Here is a 20,415-nt window from a genome sequence, read left to right as displayed (position 1 = left end):
TTTTTATTATTTTCGCTGAATTTTATAATTATCTAATTTTACTTTTATATCTATAAACAAAAAGGTTCATTTTTCATGTTTTTAGGTGTTAGCTTGTATTTTTTATTTTTTTTAGTTTTGTTAAATTGTTTAATTGATAGATTCTATTTCAAATTCGAAATGATGTATTCTTTCATTTATGATGAGTTTTAATTGTTTAATTCTTGGCTTCTATTTTTAATTTTAAAATAAATGTTTTTAAAAATCTTAGATTTTTAGTTATTATAATTTAAACAAGGCCTATTTTTGATTAAAAAATTTTTTATATTTTTATTTTAGATTTTTTATTCTTATTTTATAAAATACTCTAAAAATTTATTAATATGTTTTGTTAATAATTATTAATGTATACAATTTAAAAAATCTAAGTTTAATATAATTTTTTTAATTAATAATTAATTTTTGTTTATATTTAGTTTAGAATTTTTAATTTTAGGTTGTGAATTTTAATGGAATTGATAGTAGCAAAATTCGGAGGAACTTCGGTAGGAAATGGGGCTAGAATTAAGAAAGCTGCCCAATCTGTTGTTAATGAATTTATGAAAGGTAATCAAGTAGTTGTAGTAGTATCTGCTATTAATAAGACTACTGATGATTTAATTGAAGTTGCAGATGGTGCTATCGGTGATAAAATTTCACCTCAACAAATGGCTCAAATTTTGTCTATGGGTGAAATGACTAGCACTCGTGTATTTGCATCTACAATAGAATCATTAGGTGTAAAGAGTACTTTTGTAGATCCATATAGTGATGAATGGCCTATTATAACTGATAATAGTCCTTTAGAAGCTAAAATTAATTTTAAAGCTTCTGAATTCCAATCTAAGAAAATTAGGGAACTTTTAGATCAAGGAGTTATTCCTGTTGTTTGTGGTTTCTTAGGAAGAGGTCCTAATAATGAAATTACTACTATTGGTAGAGGTGGAAGTGATGTTACAGCTTTCTTCTTAGGACATGCTCTTAAAGCTAGTGAAGTTGTAATTGTTACTGATGTAGATGGTGTAATGAGTACAGATCCTAGGAAAATTGCAGAAGCTGAAAAATTAGATAAAATATCAGTTGAAGAAATGAGGGATATTGCTGTTCATGGAGCACAAGTTTTACATCCAAATGCATTAAAATTTAAAGATCCTATGATTAAAGCTAAAATTATTAGTTTTGAAAAAGGTGATTTATCTGATAAAGGTACTGAAATTATCGGCCCTTTTGAGGATAATTTATTAAAATCTGCAGTATTATATCCTGAAGAATTATCTATTATCGCTGTTGTTGGGGAACATATGATAGAATCTAAAGGATTGCTTGCTCAACTTACAAATATTCTTGCAGAAAATGATATTAATATCTATGGCATATCTGCTGGGGAAAATTCTATAACTGTATTTGTAACTAAAAAAGATTCTGATAGGGCTTATCATTTATTACATAGGTTGGTTGTTAATACTGATATTCTTAGTTCACTTTCAATTGGTAAAGATATTGCTATGATTACTGTAGTAAGTCCTGAATTTACTGTTGAGACTCCAGGAGTTATTTCAGATATTATTAGGCCTTTACGTAAAAATAATATTAATATTGTAGAAATTTCATCTTCACAGACGGCAATTATTATATTTGTTGAATGGAAAAATGGTAAAAAAGCACTTGAGCTTATTAAGGAGGTTTTAAATTGAGTTTTGAAGGAACTGCTGTTGCAATGTTAACTCCTTTTACATCTGATAATCAAATTGATGAAGAAGGATTTAGAGAAAATATTGATTTTTTAATTGAAAAAGGTGTTGATGGTTTACTTGTTGCTGGAACTACTGGTGAATCTGCGACTCTTACACATGAAGAACATAGAAAATTAGTTGAAATTTTAATTGATGAAGCAAATGGTAAAGTTGCTACTATTGCTGGTGCAGGTAGTAATTCTACTGATGAAGCATTAGGTTTAACAAAATTTTCAGAAGATGCTGGTGCAGATTTTGTACTTGTTATTACTCCATATTACAATAAACCACAACAACATGGTCTTGTGGAACATTATAAATATATTAATGATAATTCCGATATTCCTATAATTGCTTATAATGTTCCTTCACGTACAGGTATTGATATGGCTTCTGAAACAATATGTGAAATTGCTAAATTAGATAATGTTACTGATATAAAAGAAGCTAATCCTAGTCTTGATAAAACTAATAAAACATTTTCTTTACTTAGAGAAAATGGTCTTCAAGAGGATATTACTATTTTGTCTGGTAATGATGGTCTTACTCTTCCTTTAATGTCAATTGGTGCTAAAGGTGTAGTAAGTGCTTCAGCTAATGTTGATCCTGTAAGGATGGTTAAAATGGTTGATTCTATTTTAGATGGTGATTTTGAAACTGCTAAAGATCTTCATTATCAAATGTTACCTTTAATTGATGCATTGTTTATTGAAACAAGTCCAGCACCAGTTAAAGCAGCATATAAAATGATGAATAAACCTGCAGGACCTTTAAGATTACCTCTTGCACCTATTAAAGAGGATTCAAGAAAAGTTTTACATGATGTTCTTAAAAAAGAGGGATTTATTTAAATAGACTCATCTTATACTTTTTATTTTTTATATATTTTTCATTTATTTTTATTAAACTTAGATTACAAAGGAGATTATTAAACATGATTAAAGTTGCTGTTACTGGAGCTGCTGGTAGAATGGGTTCTGGTATTGTTAGAAAAATTACTGAACAAGATGATATGGAAGTAGTTGCTGCTATTGAAATTCCAAATACTCCACTTGAAGGTAAAGATATTGGTATTCAAGCAGGTATTGATGAATTGGGCGTTCCTATTACTGGTTCTGAAAATCTTGAAAAAACCTTAAAAGAAACTCAACCTGATGTTTTAGTGGATTTTACTATTGCTAATGCTGCAGCACAAACAATTCAAACTGCTACTAAATGTGGGGTAAATATTGTTGTTGGAACTACTGGTTTTAGTCAAGAACAAGTGGAGGCAAATGCTAAAGCTGTTAAAGATAATAATGTTAAAGCAGTTATTACTTCTAATTTTTCTATTGGAGTAAATGTATTTTTACAACTTCTTAAAGATTTAACTCCAATTTTAAGTGATTATGATATTGAAATTATTGAAGCTCACCATAATCAAAAAGAAGATGCTCCTTCTGGAACTGCTGTAACTGCTCTTGAAAACATTGCCGAAGCATTAGGTAGAGATTCTAAAGAAGTAGCAGTGTATGGAAGAGAAGGACATGTTGGCAAACGAACTAAACAAGAAATAGGAGTACATTCTATTCGTGGTGGAGATATAGTTGGAGATCATACTGTACTTTATGTCGGTGACGGTGAAAGATTAGAAATTAAACATATGGCACATAAAAGAGCAGTTTTCATCTCTGGTGTAATTCGTGCTATTAGATATATACCTAATGCTGAAAAAGGTAAAGTATCTGGTATGGCGGATGTTTTAGGATTTAATTAGATAATCTTTAATTTAATTTATATTTTTTGAGTTGATTAAATGGTAAATGTAGGTATTCTTGGTGCTACTGGTATGGTAGGACAAAGGTTTATCCAACTTTTAGATAAACATCCTGATTTTGAAATTACAGCACTTGCTGCTTCTTCAAGATCTGCAGGTAAAACTTATGAGGATGCAACAACTTGGTATTTAGATGAATCTATGCCAGAATCAGTTAAAGATATTGTAGTAAGTGAGACTACTCCTGAAGCAATGTCTAATGATGTAGAAATTTTATTTTCATCACTTCCAACTGATTTTGCTGCTAAAGTTGAACCTCAATTTGCACAAGATTATATTGTAGCATCTAATGCTAGTGCAATGCGTATGGTTCCAGATGTACCTCTTGTTATTCCTGAAGTTAATCCTGAAGCTTTAGATTTAATTGAAGTGCAACAAAAAAATAGGGGTTGGAATGGTTTTATTGTAACTAATCCTAATTGTTCAACAATTGCATTAACTTTAACTTTAAAACCAATATATGATGCATATAAAATTAATAAAGTATATGTTTCTACTATGCAAGCAATATCTGGTGCAGGTTATAATGGTGTTCCTTCAATGGCAATAGTTGATAATGTTATTCCATATATTGGTAATGAAGAAGAAAAAATGGAAACTGAAACATTAAAACTTTTAGGAAACTTTGATGGAAAAGAAATTAAAGATGCTGACTTTAGTTTATCTGCTTCTTGTCATAGGGTTGGTGTTGTAGATGGACATACTGAAGCAGTATTTGTTGAACTTGATAAAGAAGAACCTATTGATGAAATTAAACAAACAATGTCTAATTTCAAAGGATTACCTCAAGAATTAGGATTATATTCTGCACCTAAAAATCCAGTTATTGTTAAAGAAGAATCTGACCGTCCTCAACCTAGATTAGATAGAGGAGCAGATAATGGTATGGCGGTTACTGTTGGTCGTGTTAGAAAAGATAATGCTATGGATAATAGTTTTAAATATGTTCTTGTAGGCCATAATACTATTCGTGGTGCAGCAGGTGCTTCAGTATTAAATGCTGAGCTTATTAATGAAAAATTCCTTTGAATTTATTCATTTATTTTTTTCTTTTTTTCTTAAATTTTTTTAAATCACTTATTCTTTATTAGTTTTTCTTAATTTTTTGTAATTAACTTTAAATATAATTAAAATAAATAATAATAATAGTTAATTCTATAAAAGTGTCTTATGTATTTATTAAAATATTATTTTAAAATTTTAGTTTATAATTTTTGAACAAATTTTAAAATTAATGTTAATTTTACTATATTAGAACTTTTATTATCTATTGGTTTTTTAAATTTTTATTAAAATTTAAAATTTATTTAATTAAGGTTTTTTGGGTATTAAAATGGCTTTTACGAATGATGAAACTGAAACATTACAAGCATTAGTTAGATCTTGTTTATTAGAGATAAATAGATTAAAAACAGATTTAGCTGCTTCTGAAAAAGAACGATTTGACTTAGAAAGTGAAAAAGTTCAGATTGCACATGATGAAACTATCAATGAATTAAATGCACAATTATCTAAAAAAGATAATGATTTTGCTATTTATAGAAATGATGTTCAAGATAAAATTGATGATTTGAAATCTGAATTATTTGAAAAAACTGAGGAATTAAATGTTAAAAATAAGATTATCATGGATAATGAGAATCTTATTAGTAATCAGGATGAAAAAATTCGTAAATTAAGCGATTTTGATGCTAATATTAAATCAGTTAGAACTGCTATTGAGGATGATATTTCTTCAATTAAATCTTCTCTTGAAGAGGTTTTAAATGGTTTTAGAGAAGGTGAAGAATTAACTGATGAAGAAATTAAAGAAAAATCTGATATTATAAACCAAAAAGATTCTGAAATTAAATCATTATCTAAAAATATTGAAGAATATAAAATTCAAGTTTTAAACCTCCAAAACCAATTAGATTCAAAAGATAATTTCATTGAATTAAAAGATGAATTATCAATTACTAAACATAAATTAGAAGAAAAAGAAATTGAATTAAACAATTATAAAGAAGATTCAATCCCAAAAACCACTTATGATGAATTAGTTAAAAAAGTCAATGACCTTAATAATTTAATAAAATCTAAAGATGAGATTATTGTAAGTTTAAAAGAATCGAATAGTAAAGTTCAAAATATCCAAAATGAATTAGATCATACTAAAGAATTACTTGAATCTAAAAATCATGAATTAGAAACGGTAAATAATAATATGGTTTCTTCTGAAGAGTATATGAATTTAAAATCTGAAGTTAATTCATTAAACACAATTTTAAATTCTAAAGAAACTGAACTTCAATCTTTAAAAGAGAATTCTATTTCAAAAAATGAATATAATTCTTTACAAGAGAAATATGATGAATTAGAAAATGATTATGTTCCTAAATCATCTTATGAAGAATTAGGTAATGAGTTACAACTTATTCGTGATGGTACTGTTGATAAAGATAAATATGAAAAAATATTAAAAGATTTTGAAAATTATAAAAAATTAGCAATACCTCATGAAAAATATGAGAATCTTCAAAATGAGTTATATCATTTAAAAGAATCTTCTGTTTCTAAAGAAGATTATACAAATATTGAAATTGAATTATCTAATATTAAAAATTTATCTTCTGAAAAAATTAAAAATTTAAAAGATGAATTAGATAATATTAAATCAAATTCAGTTTCTAAAGAAGAATATGATAGACTTAAACTAGAACTTGATTCTACTAAAGAAAGAGTTTTAAATAAAGATAATGAAATTGCATCTGTTAAAAATAATACAATTAATAAGGATGATTTTAACAAAGTTCAAAATGAACTCAATCAAGTTAAAAGAGTATTATCTGAAAGAAACAGTACAATTGAAAAACTAAATAAAAATACTGTAAATAAATCTGAGTATGATAAATTAGTGAAAGAAAATTCTCTTAAAGATCAAAAAATTGATCGTCTTGAAAAAATTAAAGATTTATTTACTGAACTTGAAGCTAAAAATAATGCTGATAGTAAAGATGTTGAAAAACTTCAAAATAAAGTTAAAGATATTGAATCAGGTAATGACGAAGATTTAATTAAAGAAAATGAGGTTCTTAAAGAGGAAATTCAATCTAAAGATAATGATATTGAAAGACTTAAAGAAATTGAAACTTTATATCATAAGTTAATTATTCCTCCTAAAAATGATTTAACTTCTTTCCAATCACAAGTATTTAATTTAATACCTGATGAACCATCTACTGCTGAAGAGATTCATAAATATATTAAAAGAGTAGCTTTTGATAAAATTTCACTTAAAAGTATTGAAAATATATTGAAAAAATTAATTAGAAAAGGATATATGGAATCTCATGAAGATGGTGATAAATTAGTATATACTAAAATAGCAGAGGATATTACTACTGATGAATCTTAGGGATATTCCTTATTTTTATTTTTTTATAATTTTTTCAATTATTTTTAAAAAATCTGTTTTTTGTTAATTTAAGTTTTTTTGTGGTTTTTTTTATTTTTTCTAGGTTTTTTCTATTTTTTTATTCAGGTTCTGTTTAAAAATATTTTATTTAAAATTTTATTTTTTAAATTCTTTTTATTTTTTAAATTGAAATGATTCACATCTTAAATTTAAATAACTTTAATGAATTATTTTTTTATTTTATTTAAGTTTTTTTTATAGGGATTATTTTAAATATTTTTTTAATATTGGATTTTATATTTCATCTTTGAATTGTTTTTTATTAATTTTTAGTTTGTATAGGGATAATGTTTTTAATTTTTAATTTTTATTTTATCTATTAATTTTTTTATAGTTTATATTAATAATTATTATTATTTTACTTATACTTTTAATTAAATTAATTAATTTATTATTTTTTAGTATCATGGATAATGTACTGTATATGCTTATATCTTTTTTCAATATTTTTTAAAATTTTATTCTTGGATGCATGTTTAAAATGTATTTATTTTTAGTTTTAATTTTCTCTTATTTTTTTTTTGAAAATTCGTTCATTTGGTTTTTAGTTTTAGAATAAACTTCTTTTGATTTTAAAACAAGATTTTAGGTTATGAATTTTAATTTTTTTAATAAATATTTGATCTTAATTGGGAATTTATCATAAAATTTTATAGTTATTTAATTCCAATAATAATATTTTAATTAAATTCAGTTATTATTAAAATTGTGGAATATTAAATATTTTTTAAAATTATTTGTAGAATTAGTTAAAAGGAGTTTCAATTAATATAATTTTTTTTTAAAAATAGTTTTAATTATAAATAGTTATTAATTTAAGATATTATCTTAAATTTAATATTCTATTATAAAATTTATTAAAAAGAATAAATAACTTTACGTTGTTTATTGAAAAATTACATTTTTTCTTAAAATAATAATAAGTAATTTCATAAATTTTAATTAGTTAAGTCATAATAAATCTAAATTATGTGAAATGCGCCTAACATTGATTGAATACCTAAAATAAATATTGCTAAACCACCAATAAATTCAATTGCATCTGCATGTTTAATAGCAGCAGCAGTACCATAGGTTCCAATGAGTAACCATATAATTACAAAAATTAAACTTAATCCACCTAAAATAATTGGATTAACTCCTGCAGTAACTCCTTGAGAAGCTAGTACTAAGTTTTCAATGTTTCCAAAGATTATTAAACCTAAAAATGGGGTAATTTCTTTCATTGACATTCTTAACACTCCTATTCTTTTTTATCTCCAATTACATGTGTTGCTTGAAGCATAGATTGTAAACCTAAAATGAAGATTGCTAAACCACCTATGAAATCAATTGCATCTGCATATTTAATAGCAGCAGCAGTAGCAAGAGTACCTATTAATAACCATATAATAACTGCGATTATACTTATTATACTAAGTTTTTTAACATTTGCACCAGCAACTACACCTTGAGATGCTAGAATTAAGTTTTCAATGTTTCCAAAGATTAATAATCCGAGGAATGGTATATATGCACTTAAATCAAACATTTTTACTCATCATCCTATATATTATAATTATTTTTAGATAAAAATAATATTATTAATATATTCTTATTATTTTTGTATTACTCTAAATTCTAGAGTAAATAATATTAAAAAGGAATTGAACCTTTTATAAATCACCAGATTAATATTTATTCCATTTTATTCTTTAATTTAATCTTTAAAAGATTAATAATCATATAATGATATAACTAAAAAGTAAATAAATATTTTATATTTACAACTAAAATATATAATTTTATTATATTTAAATGTTGTTGTAAAATAAGGTATATTGTTTATAATCTTAATTTAATTTTATTTTAAAAAATTAATAAGCTTTAATTGTTTTATTACTATGTTTATGGACTATGTTTTTTATTTTTAAAATTTTAAAGGATTTAAGAAATTTAAATTTAATATTAATCTTTTTTATTTATTTTAACATAATCTATACATTTTCATATACTTTTGAATATTTTGTTAAACAAATCTATTTTATTATTTATATATTTTTTCATTTGATTTTCCTATAAAAAATAGAAAAGTTTATATATTAGTAAATATAATATTATAATGTTGTATGAAATCATACAATTGATTATGCGGTGTTAGTCCAGCCTGGTTTAAGACTCTAGCCTGCCACGTTAGAGACCCGGGTTCAAATCCCGGACGCCGCATTGCATCCGTGGTATAGTCTGGTTATTACTTTGGCCTTCCAAGCCAAAAACCCGGGTTCGAATCCCGGCGGTTGCATATCTTTTTATCTATTTATTTATTTTTTATTTTTTCTTGTTTTATACGTTTTTTGTTTTTTATTTGTTTTTAGATTTTTTGAGTTTTCTAGATTTTTACATATGGTCTTTTTTTTAGAAATGAGGTATTTTAGATTATTAATTTTTAATAAATAATTTTGCATTGATCTAAGATCGTATATTTAAAATTAGTTTTTTTTAATTAAAGTTTAGAATTAGTCTTTTGTAAAAATAGTAAAAAATGTTTTAAAAATATGCAATTATTATTGCATATTTGTTTTTTTCTCTGGAAGTATAGTAACAATTATTGGACATACTATAAGTACAATTGCTAATAATCCTTCAACTAGTGCGGATATGAAATTATTACTTGTAATTAATCCATATACTCCATCTGCCCATAGACATATGAATATTAATGGGATTAAATATTTAATGAGGTATGTCCACCATATACCTAAATTATATTTTGAATAGTTTTTATTTATGATAGCTAATATTTTATTAGTATTATATAACCATCCAAAGGTTAAACATTCAAGTATTATTCCAAATAACACTGCAAATTCGTTAAGGAATGAATCAGTTATTGTTAATAAATAACTTCCTGTTCTAGTTGCATATATTATAGATATTGCAAATCCTATAATACAAAGGATAGTTACTATTTTTTCTCTTTTTATACCAAATTTATTGCTTATACCATATGAAATTGGTTCAAGTAATGATATTGTTGTTGTAATTCCAGCAAAGAATACACATAAAAAGAATATCGGTCCTAAGATATATGCAAAGTTTCCCATTACATTGAATATTGTTGGAAGTGCTACAAATATAAGTCCTGACCCTTGTGTTACTAAGTTGTTAAGTGCTTGTCCTTGGTTTAGTGACATGAATCCAAGGATTGAGAATATTCCTATCGCCGCAAAGAGTTCAAATCCACAGTTTGCAATGGTTACTATTATACCATTTTTAATGAGGTTTGTATCTTCTGGAAGATAACTTGTATATGTTGATGCAACTCCCCATCCTAAACTTAACGAGAATAGAATTTGTCCTGCAGCTGCAAGCCAGATTTTTGGGTTTGTTAATGCACTCCAGTTTGGAGTAAATAATGCACTGTATCCAATGCTTGCACCAGGTAAGCTGAGTCCATAAAATACTACAATTGCCATCATTATTATTAATGAGGGAATTAGTATCTGACTGTATTTTCCAATACCATTGTTAAGGTTTTGATGTGAAATATACCATATTATAAACCAAATTACTACTAGACTTATTGCTATTGGCCAGACAATGCTTGTAATTCCTGCTAGTGATGTTGTACTATGCAAAACTCCGGCTGTATAAAATGCATTAGGGTTTGTTCCCCATCCTTTAGTAAAACTAAGTAATAAGTAGATTAAGTCCCATCCAATAACTACTACATAATATGTTAGGATTAAAAATGAAGTAAAACATATAAACCATCCTATTACTTCTAGTTTACCTTTTACCTTTTTAAACATTTCTGGAACAGCAGATTTAAATTCATAACCTACTCCATATTCTAAATATAGGTAAGGTAATGCCATAAATATAATTGAAATAAGATATGGAAGTAAAAACGCTCCACCCCCATTACTGTATACAACATATGGATATCTCCATATATTTCCAAGACCTATAGCGGATCCTATCATGGCCATGAGAAAGCTTAAAGTGCTCTTCCATTGATTATTATTTTCTTCTTCCTTTTCCATATTTTCACCTAAGAATATTAAAAATAATATCCTTATAATTTTTTTATACTATAGAACTTTTGTTATTTATAATTTTTATACTTATTTTATTTTCTTTAGATTTTAATGTATTTTTTTGTTTTTAATTTTTTTTTAGTAATTAGATTTGCCTATCTTATTAAATTAAACAATGGATTTATATACTATTGATTATTTTTTCTTTTAAATTTTTAATATTTTGAATTTGTTGAAAAATCATTTATCTAAATTTTAAGTTTTTATATCTAATTAGATTGAATTATATCTTAAACTAAGAATTTTAACATTGTTATTATTCCTTTATTTTAAATTTAATTTTTTTATTTTTGCTTATTTATTATTGTTTATCTAAAATTTTTTTCTTTATATCATGTCTTCAATCTTTTTTATTTATTCAAAATATTTCCATTTATCTACATTTTATTTTATTCTTTGAAATGTATTTCTCTAATCGATTTTTTTATTAAGAAATTTAAACTAATGGTTTTTGATTTTAAAACTAATGGGAACTTATTTATCTTTTAATAAATAAGTTTATATACTATTAAATTTAAAATAACTTTTATCTCATTAATATTTTGAATTAATTAATGGTATACATGGTTGAATAAAAATTATACTTATTTTGCTTATTGTTTATTTCTTTTAATTTATTTTCAAACTATTAGGTATTGAACAATATTTTTAAAGTATATTTTAATTTTATTCAATTTAATTTTATTAATTTTAATATAGTTTTTTAAAATCTTAATATTCTTAATAAAATTATAATTTTTTAATAAAATTACCTTTATAAATATATTATTAATGCCATTAGAAGTATCTTATTAAATGTTTTGATGTTTTTTAACTTAAGATTCATTATTTTATCTTATTAAATGTTTTGATGTTTTTTAACTTAAGATTCATTAATATTTCTGAGATTATTTAAATTATTAGAGGATAAACTATGTTTAAATTTGATAAAGAACAGACAGTATTTGATTTTGCTGGCGTAAAAATGGGAGGTCAACCTGGAGAATACCCTACTGTTTTATGTGGTACTATTTTTTATGGTGGCCATAACATTGTCAATGATGAATTGACTGGTGATTTTGATAAAGATCGTGCAGAACAATTACTTTTAGATATGATTGAAATTTCAGACACAACTGGAAACCCTTGTATGGCACAAGTTTTTGGTCAAACTGAAGAAGCAATTACAAAATATTTAGAATTTGTTGGAGATATTTGTGATGTTCCTTTCCTTATAGATTCTACATCAGCAGATGCTAGAATCGCTGGAGCTAAATATGTTGATGAAGTTGGTTTAACTGATAGAGCAATATATAACTCTATTAATATGTCAGCAAATCAAGATGAATTAGATGCTCTTAAAGAATCTAAAATTGATTCATCTATTATATTAGGATTCAACCCAATGAATTCTACTGTAATGGGTAAAATGGCTATGTGGGAAAATGGTGACGATGGTGCTTATGAAAAAGGTTTACTTGAAGTTGCTGAAGATTGTGGTATTACTAAATTTATGATGGATACTGCTGTAACCCCTCTTGGTCAAGGTGGAGGAATCGCAGGAAGAACTTCATTTGCAGAAAAAGCTAAATGGGGTTACCCTGTAGGTTCTGGAATTCATAATATTCCATCTGCATGGGATTGGTTAAGAGATCACAAAAAAGAAACTGGTAATAAAACTATTTTCACAGTTTGTGATATTGGAGCTAATATTCTTCAAGTTATGGTTGGTGGAGACTTCGTTCTCTTTGGACCTATTGAAAACTCAACTTACTGTTTCCCAGCAATTGCTCAAACCGATATGTTTATTGCAGAAGCAGCTAAAGAATTAGGTACTGAACCTGTTGAAAATCATCCTATTAATAATTTATTATAAGTTTTTAATTTTTAATAAATTAAAAACGATTTAAGTAGATAAATATTAGTTATATTCTCCACACATTTTTGTAATTAATATTTATTTTCTTAACTATCAAACCTAAACTAAAATAGTAGTGTTAAATTGTTAATCCAATCATAAACACTTAATAGTTAACAGTTTAATTTCACTACTATTTTTAATCTTTAAAAAAAGTTTATAATTTTTGCTGTTTTTTGGTTTTTTTTCTAGAGAAGTGTTATTTTTTTTATTGTTTTTTCTAAAAAGTGTGTTTATTTTTTTTGCTGTTTTTTGGTTTTTTTTCTAGAGAAGTGTTATTTTTTTTATTGTTTTTGGTTTTTTCTATAAAAGAATGTTTATTTATATTTTTATTTACTAAAAAATTTATTTTTATATTATTAAGATTCTTAACTTTTAGAAAATTTTTCTTAAATTTAATTTTTAATTGTAAATATTGTTATATTATATAAAAAATAGTATTTTTAATAATCTTTTTATTATTTAAGCTTATTTAATTAGTTTATTTAGAAAGATAAATTTTATATTTTTAAAAGCTTTTAATATTATTTTTAATTTTATAAAAATAGTTTTTTATTATTATTTTTTAATTTAAATATTTTAAAAATATGATTAATATAATTAATTTTAAGTTTTTAAAATTAATATAATTAATCGTTTTTTAATTAATTCTAAAGATATCAATTTTAGATTAGTTTTTATATTTTTCTAGCTACAGCACATAACCAATGGGTGTCTTTTTTAGTAAAAGTTGTAACATTTCTAAATCCTGCATCATATAATAAGTGACCTAATTCATCTTCAGATAAAACAGTCATTCCAAGAAGTTTAATTCTTTCACCCATTCTTTCTTCAAGATTTTCATCTTTTGATTCTTCATTACAAATAAATATAGCACCATCTTCTTTAAGAACACGATAAATTTCTTTAAAATCATTTTTTAAATCTGGCCAGAAATAAATAGTTTCAAAACCAGTAACAATATCTAAACTATTATCTTCAAATGGAAGTTCTGATACAGATCCTTCATATATTTCAACTTGACCATTATCAATATTTTCTTTATTATATTTTTTAGATTCTTCAACACTTTTTGGAGAGTAATCTATACCATATACTTTTCCTTTAGTCATTTCTGAAAATCTTTTAACATTAACTCCACCACCACATCCAATATCTAAAATATCATCATCTTCACATATATTAAGGTGACTTACTCCCCATCTTGCAAGACTTTCATGTGATTTGTTCATTCTTTTAATCATTTGTTCTCCAAGTTCACCTTCTGGTTTACGGCAGTTAATAAGTAATTCATCACTTTCATTTTCTTTTATTCTTTTGATTTCTTCTTCGCTCATTGGTTTTTCTTTATTAACCATAATATAACCTTCTTTGTATAAACTTTTTATAAATTTTTTAATTTTTTTAAATAATTTAAATTTAAGTTATTTTTTTATTAAATTTGTTTTTAATGTATAAATCTTAATTATATATTTATATTTTTTAGATTATTTATATAAATTATTTAATTTAAATAAAAATAGTTAATAAAAAATTTAAGAATTATTTTTTTTAAAAAAACAGAATCTTATTGTTTTTCGTGTTTTAGTAAATTTTAAAATTATTTTTTTATTATAATTTTAAATCTTTTTTTAGATTATTATAATATTTTTTTTATTGCTTGCTATTATTTATTTAACTATTATAATAATTATAATAAGATTTTAGTTAGTTCTATAATAAGATTAATTTAAGTAAAAAAAGCAGTATGATTTAAAGTTGAAAAATAGTTTTAATAAAAAGATTAGAGATAGATTAAATCTATCTCTATGATTTGTCACATTGTGACTACATCATTCCTGGCATTCCGCCCATTTGTTGTTGAGCAGCAGCTGCTGCAGCAGCATCGTCACCAGATCCACTTGAGGAGATGACATCATCAATTCTTAAAATCATTTCAGCTGCTTCAGAAGCAGATTGAATTGCTTGTTTTTTAACACGTTTTGGTTCAATTACTCCAGCTTCTTTCATATCAGTAACTTCACCATTGAATACATTTAATCCCATAGTGGTTGATTTTTCATGAGCAGCTCTTAAATCTACTAATGAGTCAATACTGTCAATACCTGCATTTTCAGCTAATGTTTTAGGAACAACTTCTAAACTTTCTGCAAATGCATTTACAGCTAATTGTTCTCTTCCACTAATAGATTCTGCATAATCTTTTAATCTTTTTGCGATTGCTACTTCTGGAGCTCCTCCACCAGCAACAACTTGACCATCTTCAACAGTAGCAGCTACTACACCAATAGCATCTTCAATTGCTCTTTTGATTTCATCTGCAACATGTTTAGTACTACCTCTTACAAGGATAGTTACTGCTTTAGGTTCACTACAATTTTCTACGAAAATCATATTTTCTCCAGAAACTTTTTTCTCTGTTACAGATCCAGCATTACCTAAATCATCAGAAGTTAAATCTTCTACATTACTTACAATAGTTGCACCAGTAGCTTTGGATAATTTTTCAATATCTGATTTTTTAACTCTTCTTACAGCTAAAATTCCTTCTTTAGCTAAGTAATGTTGAGCTAAATCATCAATACCTTTTTGACAGAATAAAACATTTGCTCCAGCATCGGAAATTTTTGAAACCATGTCTTTGAGCATTTGTTCTTCTTGTTCAATAAATGCTTGCATTTGGTTAGGATCAGTAATTCTGATTTCTGCATCTACTTCAGTTTCTTTTACTTCAAGTGCAGAGTTTAAGATTGCAATTTTTGCATCTTTAATTTCAGAAGGCATACCTTGGTGTACTCTTTCTTTATCAATGATTACACCTTGTACTAATTTGGTATCTTCAACAACTGCTCCTTCTTTTTTCTCAATTTTAATATGATCAGTGTCTACTTCACCATTGTCAGCAACTTGTTCTACAGCTTTAACAACAATTTCTGCAAGAGGTTCACGAGCTTTTTCAGTTCCTTTTCCAGTCATAGCAGTCATAGCTACTTTTTCTAACATTTCAGTGTCAATATCACTAATTGCAATTTCATCTAAAATTTCTTGAGCTTTTTCAGCAGCTTGTCTGTAACCCATTGCAATAATAGTTGGGTGAATATCCATGTCAAGTAAATCTTCAGATTGTTTTAATAATTCTCCTGCAATAATAACAGCAGTAGTAGTTCCGTCTCCTACTTCATCTTCTTGTGTTTTTGCTACTTCTACAAGCATTTTTGCTGCAGGATGTTCAATATCCATTTCTTTTAAAATAGTAACTCCATCGTTAGTTACTACAATATCTCCAAGATTATCTACTAACATTTTGTCCATACCTTTTGGACCTAAAGTAGTTCTTACAGTTTCAGCAAGTACTTTTCCTGCTAAAATATTTGTTCTTTGTGCATCTCTACCTAATAACCTTTGAGTTCCTTCAGGTAAGACAAAAATTGGTTGTTGTTGTGCCATCATTTCACCTCAATATTTATAATGATTTAATAATCATAATCTAAATAGTTATTTTTTTTATTTAGATAATTAGGATGTTTTTAAAGTATTTTATGCTTTTTCTAGACTTATAGAAAATACTTTAATTATATTTTTATAAAATTTTTAAATTTTATTAAGTAAACATCTACATTATAAAGTGGGTTTGAGGTTATATAAATACTTTACGATTAAAAGTATATTTTAGTAACTAAATTAAATAAATTATACTTTTTTTAATTTTATTTAATTAATTATTTTAATTTTTTATTAGATTATTAAAATTTATTTTTTTTAAATATTAATACTTAATATATTTTATTTTACTTTATAATGTTCTATAATTAATTTTAGAAAAATAGTATTTTAATATAGTATATTAATATTTTATTTTTGTATAAATAATTATTATCTTTCTTTATTATAATAATATATTATAATATAAATTATTTTGAAAATATTTTTTATTAATTTATTAATATTTTTTGCTTGTTGAAATTTTTAAAATTTTTATAAATAAATTTTCTTAAAATTGATTTTCAAGTATTAACTTATTTAAAATTTTTATAAAAAATAGTTTTTAAGAGAGTTTTTTTTTAAATTTTTTATTTTTGTTTGATGGTAAGTAATTTTTATTTTAAATTTAAATGATTTTAATAAAGTCTATTTTTAAATAAAACATATAATTTATATGTTTAAAAAATCTTATTATATATTAATATAAAATTTTAGTTAATTATTTAACTAAATTTAAATAAATAAGAAATTTCAAAATTTTATGTTTTTCGATTTTTTAATCGTTAAATAAAAGATTTTTATAAATACAGAATTTTTAATTCTAATTATTATAATCAAAATTTTTTTTAATTTTTTATTTAAAAAATTTTTATTAATCAAATTTACGGTGTGATTTTATGGTAGGAATCGTAGGTTATGGTGCTTATGTACCTTCTTATAGAATAAAGGTAGAAGAAATTGCCAAAGTTTGGGGAGATGATGCTGAATCCCATAAAAAAGGTTTGGTTGTTAATGAAAAATCAGTACCTGCTCCTGATGAAGATACTGTTACTATTGCTGTTACTGCAGCAAGAAACGCATTAAAAAGAGCTGAAATTGATCCTCAGAAAATTGGGGCTGTTTATGTTGGATCTGAATCTCATCCATATGCAGTAAAACCAACAGCAACTATTGTAGCTGATGCTATTGGTGCTACTCCTGATTTAACTGCAGCAGATTTAGAGTTTGCATGTAAAGCAGGAACTGCAGGTATTCAAATGAATATGGGTTTAGTTGAATCTGATATGATTGAATATGGTTTAGCAATTGGTGCTGATACTTCACAAGGTGCACCTGGAGATGCTTTAGAATATACTGCATCTGCTGGAGGAGCAGCTTATATTATTGGTAAAAAAAATACTATTGCAGATATTAAAGATACATATAGTTTTACTACTGATACTCCTGATTTTTATAGAAGAGAAGGACAAATTTATCCTTCACATGGTGGTAGATTTACAGGTAAACCAGCATACTTTAAACATGTTTTAAATGGTGCAAAAGGAATGTTTGAAAAATCAAACACTAAACCTGAAGATTATGATTATGCTTGTTTCCACCAACCTAATGGAAAATTCTATTTAAGAGCAGCAAAAAAATTAGGTTTTACTCCTGAACAATATAAACAAGGTCTTTTAACACCTAATATAGGTAATACTTATTCTGGCGCAGTACCTTTAGGATTATCTAATATTTTAGATATTGCTAAACCTGGAGATAAAATATTTGTTGTAAGTTATGGTTCAGGTGCAGGTAGTGATGCATTTATAATTGAAGTAAATGATAGAATTGAAGAAGTAAGAGATTTAGCTCCTAAAACTGAAGATTATATTGCTGAAAAACATTATGTTGATTATGCAGTTTATGCTAAATACAAAGGAAAAATTAAAATGCAATAGGATGTGTTAAGATGAGAGATGTAGCAATTATTGGAGTTTCACAAACAAAATTTGGAGAGTTATGGGATTCATCATTTAGATCTTTAGTAGCTGAAGCAGGTATTGGTGCTATTAATGATTCAAATATTGGTGGAGACGATATCGATGCAATGTATGTTGGAAATATGTCATCTGGTCTTTTTGTAAACCAAGAACATATTGCATCACTTATTTCTGATCATATGGGTTTAAATCCTATTCCTTGTACTAGGGTAGAAGCTGCATGTGCATCTGGAGGTTTAGCTTTAAGACAAGGTATTTTAGCAGTAGCTTCTGGTTATCATGATGTTGTTGTTTCTGCAGGAGTAGAAAAAATGACTGATGTTGTAGATGCAACACCTGCTATTGCAACTGCTTCTGATGTTGAGTGGGAAGCTCAACAAGGTGCAACTTTCCCTTCATTATATGCAATGATAGCTAAAAGACATATGTATGAATATGGAACTACTAGGGAACAACTTGCAGAATTTTCTGTTATTGCTCACCATAATGCTTCAAACAATCCTAAAGCACAATTCCCATTTGAAGTAACAAAAGATAAAGTTTTAAATTCTACTATGGTAGCAGATCCATTAACCTTATTTGATTGCTCACCAGTTTCTGATGGTGCTGCAGCAGTAGTTTTATGTCCTGCTAAAGATGCGCATAAATATACAGATACTCCTATTTATGTAAAAGCTTCTCAACAAGCATCTGGTACTATTGCACTTCATGATAGACGTGATATTACTACTATTGATGCAACTAGGATTGCTTCAAGAAAAGCTTATAAACAAGCTGGAGTAAGTACTAAGGATATTGATTTAGCTGAAGTTCATGATTGTTTCACAATTAATGGATTACTTGCTGTTGAAGATTTAGGTTTCTGTGAAAAAGGTCAAGGTGGAAAAGTCATTGAAGATGGTCAAACACGTATTGATGGTGATTTCCCAATTAACCCATCTGGAGGATTAAAAGCTAGAGGACATCCACTTGGTGCAACTGGTATTGCTCAAGCTGCTGAAGTTGTATGGCAGTTAAGAGGAGATGCTGGTAAACGTCAAGTAGATGGTGCAGAAATTGGACTTACTCATAACGTAGGTGGTACAGGAGGAACCTGTGCTGTACACATATTTGGAAGAGAACCTAATAATAATTAGGTTATCTTTTTTTACTTTTTTTATTTTTTATTTAATTTTATTCATATTTTGATTATTCTAACTATTTTTTAAGCTAATAGATATATTCCTCTTATTTTTTTAAATAATTATATTATTTTTTAATTTAATTACAAATCTTTATATATTATAAGTTTTAAACTATATATTATACTGACCAGTCAGTCATTTTATTTTTTAAATTAATTTTTAAATAATTAATTTAAAGGGTGTTTATATGAATGATAAAGAAATTAAAATTCTTGAAACAGCTATAAAACTTTTTAATGAAAAAGGTTATGGTGCAACTACAACTGCAAGTATTGCAAGTTATGCAAATGTTGCAAAGGGAACAGTATTTAATTATTATCATAATAAAGAGTATTTATTTAATCAATCTTTACTTTATGCTAATAATGATTTAGTAAAATATGTTAGTAATTTAAAAGAGAAAAAGGATTTTAAAAAAGGCATGATTGAAGTTTGGGATAGAACAATTAATTATGGTTTAAAATATCCTAGTAAATTTAATTTTATAATTAAATATTCTAACTCTCCATTAATAAATAATGAAGTTAAAGATGAATTAAATAATCAAGGTAAGTTCTTTTTATATGTATATAACAAGTTTCATACAAAAGGTGAAGTTAAAGAACCATTTGGTTTATTCTGTAACTTTATGATGCAAGATGTTGTTGCAACTATTAATTATTTAAGGGAAAATCCTAATGAAAATATTGAAAAAATTAAAGAAATTTCATTTGATTTATTATGGGCTGGAGTAGGTATTGAAGTTTAAAGATATTTATTTTAAATTTAA

14 protein-coding genes and 2 tRNA genes are annotated in these 20,415 nt (G+C 25.4%); 11 read left to right on the top strand and 5 right to left on the bottom strand.

Annotation, left to right across the window (positions count from 1 at the left end):
- Positions 1–488 precede the first annotated feature (488 nt).
- The 5 genes from T523_RS00260 (at position 489) to T523_RS00240 (ending at position 6,964) form a co-directional block, all read left to right on the top strand.
- Entirely contained in the window at positions 489–1,712 is a 1,224-nt protein-coding gene (locus T523_RS00260) for an aspartate kinase (RefSeq protein WP_042706848.1), read from the top strand.
- Entirely contained in the window at positions 1,709–2,602 is an 894-nt protein-coding gene (gene dapA, locus T523_RS00255) for a 4-hydroxy-tetrahydrodipicolinate synthase (protein WP_084486329.1), read from the top strand. Before T523_RS00260 ends, dapA begins: the two co-directional genes overlap by 4 nt.
- A gap of 83 nt (positions 2,603–2,685) precedes the next feature.
- Positions 2,686–3,507, top strand: coding sequence for a 4-hydroxy-tetrahydrodipicolinate reductase (gene dapB, locus T523_RS00250; RefSeq protein WP_042706846.1), 822 nt, complete (start codon positions 2,686–2,688; stop codon positions 3,505–3,507).
- Positions 3,508–3,546: 39 nt separating this feature from the next.
- Complete coding sequence (gene asd, locus T523_RS00245; RefSeq protein ID WP_042706845.1) at positions 3,547–4,596, top strand: aspartate-semialdehyde dehydrogenase; 1,050 nt, start codon at positions 3,547–3,549, stop codon at positions 4,594–4,596.
- Positions 4,597–4,900: 304 nt separating this feature from the next.
- A complete protein-coding gene (locus T523_RS00240; RefSeq protein WP_042706844.1) occupies positions 4,901–6,964 on the top strand; it encodes a coiled-coil domain-containing protein in 2,064 nt (687 codons plus the stop codon).
- A gap of 1,022 nt (positions 6,965–7,986) precedes the next feature.
- Here the strand turns inward: T523_RS00240 and T523_RS00235 are convergent.
- Both T523_RS00235 and T523_RS00230 read right to left on the bottom strand, forming a co-directional pair.
- The gene (locus T523_RS00235; RefSeq protein ID WP_394296268.1) at positions 7,987–8,250 is read right to left on the bottom strand and encodes a hypothetical protein; all 264 of its coding nucleotides are present in this window, start codon (positions 8,248–8,250) and stop codon (positions 7,987–7,989) included.
- Positions 8,251–8,267: 17 nt separating this feature from the next.
- Complete coding sequence (locus tag T523_RS00230; RefSeq protein WP_042706842.1) at positions 8,268–8,555, bottom strand: hypothetical protein; 288 nt, start codon at positions 8,553–8,555, stop codon at positions 8,268–8,270.
- 599 nt (positions 8,556–9,154) lie between these two features.
- On the opposite strand from T523_RS00230, the gene T523_RS00225 reads away from it, so the two are divergent.
- Both T523_RS00225 and T523_RS00220 read left to right on the top strand, forming a co-directional pair.
- A tRNA-Gly gene (locus T523_RS00225) sits at positions 9,155–9,229 on the top strand.
- A gap of 2 nt (positions 9,230–9,231) precedes the next feature.
- Positions 9,232–9,305 (top strand) — tRNA-Gly (locus tag T523_RS00220).
- 262 nt (positions 9,306–9,567) lie between these two features.
- Here the strand turns inward: T523_RS00220 and T523_RS00215 are convergent.
- A complete protein-coding gene (locus T523_RS00215) occupies positions 9,568–11,049 on the bottom strand; it encodes a sodium-dependent transporter (protein WP_042706840.1) in 1,482 nt (493 codons plus the stop codon).
- Positions 11,050–12,016: 967 nt separating this feature from the next.
- Between T523_RS00215 and mtrH the strand changes: the two genes are divergently transcribed.
- Complete coding sequence (gene mtrH / locus T523_RS00210) at positions 12,017–12,958, top strand: tetrahydromethanopterin S-methyltransferase subunit H (RefSeq protein WP_042706839.1); 942 nt, start codon at positions 12,017–12,019, stop codon at positions 12,956–12,958.
- Between the two features lie 719 nt (positions 12,959–13,677).
- Here mtrH and T523_RS00205 read toward each other — a convergent pair.
- Together T523_RS00205 and thsB are read right to left on the bottom strand one after the other, a co-directional pair.
- Entirely contained in the window at positions 13,678–14,358 is a 681-nt protein-coding gene (locus tag T523_RS00205) for a class I SAM-dependent methyltransferase (protein WP_084486328.1), read from the bottom strand.
- A gap of 469 nt (positions 14,359–14,827) precedes the next feature.
- Positions 14,828–16,447 (bottom strand): thermosome subunit beta, encoded by a 1,620-nt coding sequence (thsB, locus tag T523_RS00200; protein WP_042706838.1) that lies wholly within the window; start codon positions 16,445–16,447, stop codon positions 14,828–14,830.
- Between the two features lie 932 nt (positions 16,448–17,379).
- Here thsB and T523_RS00195 point away from each other — a divergent pair.
- The 3 genes from T523_RS00195 to T523_RS00185 all read left to right on the top strand — a co-directional run bounded on the left by T523_RS00195 (position 17,380) and on the right by T523_RS00185 (position 20,394).
- Positions 17,380–18,420 (top strand): hydroxymethylglutaryl-CoA synthase, encoded by a 1,041-nt coding sequence (locus T523_RS00195; protein WP_042706837.1) that lies wholly within the window; start codon positions 17,380–17,382, stop codon positions 18,418–18,420.
- An 11-nt stretch (positions 18,421–18,431) separates the two neighbouring features.
- Positions 18,432–19,598, top strand: coding sequence for a thiolase domain-containing protein (locus tag T523_RS00190; RefSeq protein WP_042706836.1), 1,167 nt, complete (start codon positions 18,432–18,434; stop codon positions 19,596–19,598).
- A gap of 235 nt (positions 19,599–19,833) precedes the next feature.
- Complete coding sequence (locus T523_RS00185) at positions 19,834–20,394, top strand: TetR/AcrR family transcriptional regulator (RefSeq protein WP_042706835.1); 561 nt, start codon at positions 19,834–19,836, stop codon at positions 20,392–20,394.
- The last annotated feature ends 21 nt before the right edge of the window (positions 20,395–20,415 follow it).

Origin of the sequence: Methanobrevibacter wolinii SH (assembly GCF_000621965.1) — an archaeon.
Lineage (GTDB): Archaea > Methanobacteriota > Methanobacteria > Methanobacteriales > Methanobacteriaceae > Methanarmilla > Methanarmilla wolinii.
Note: the sequence above shows the minus strand (reverse complement) of the source record. Positions and strands in the feature narration are given on the sequence as shown.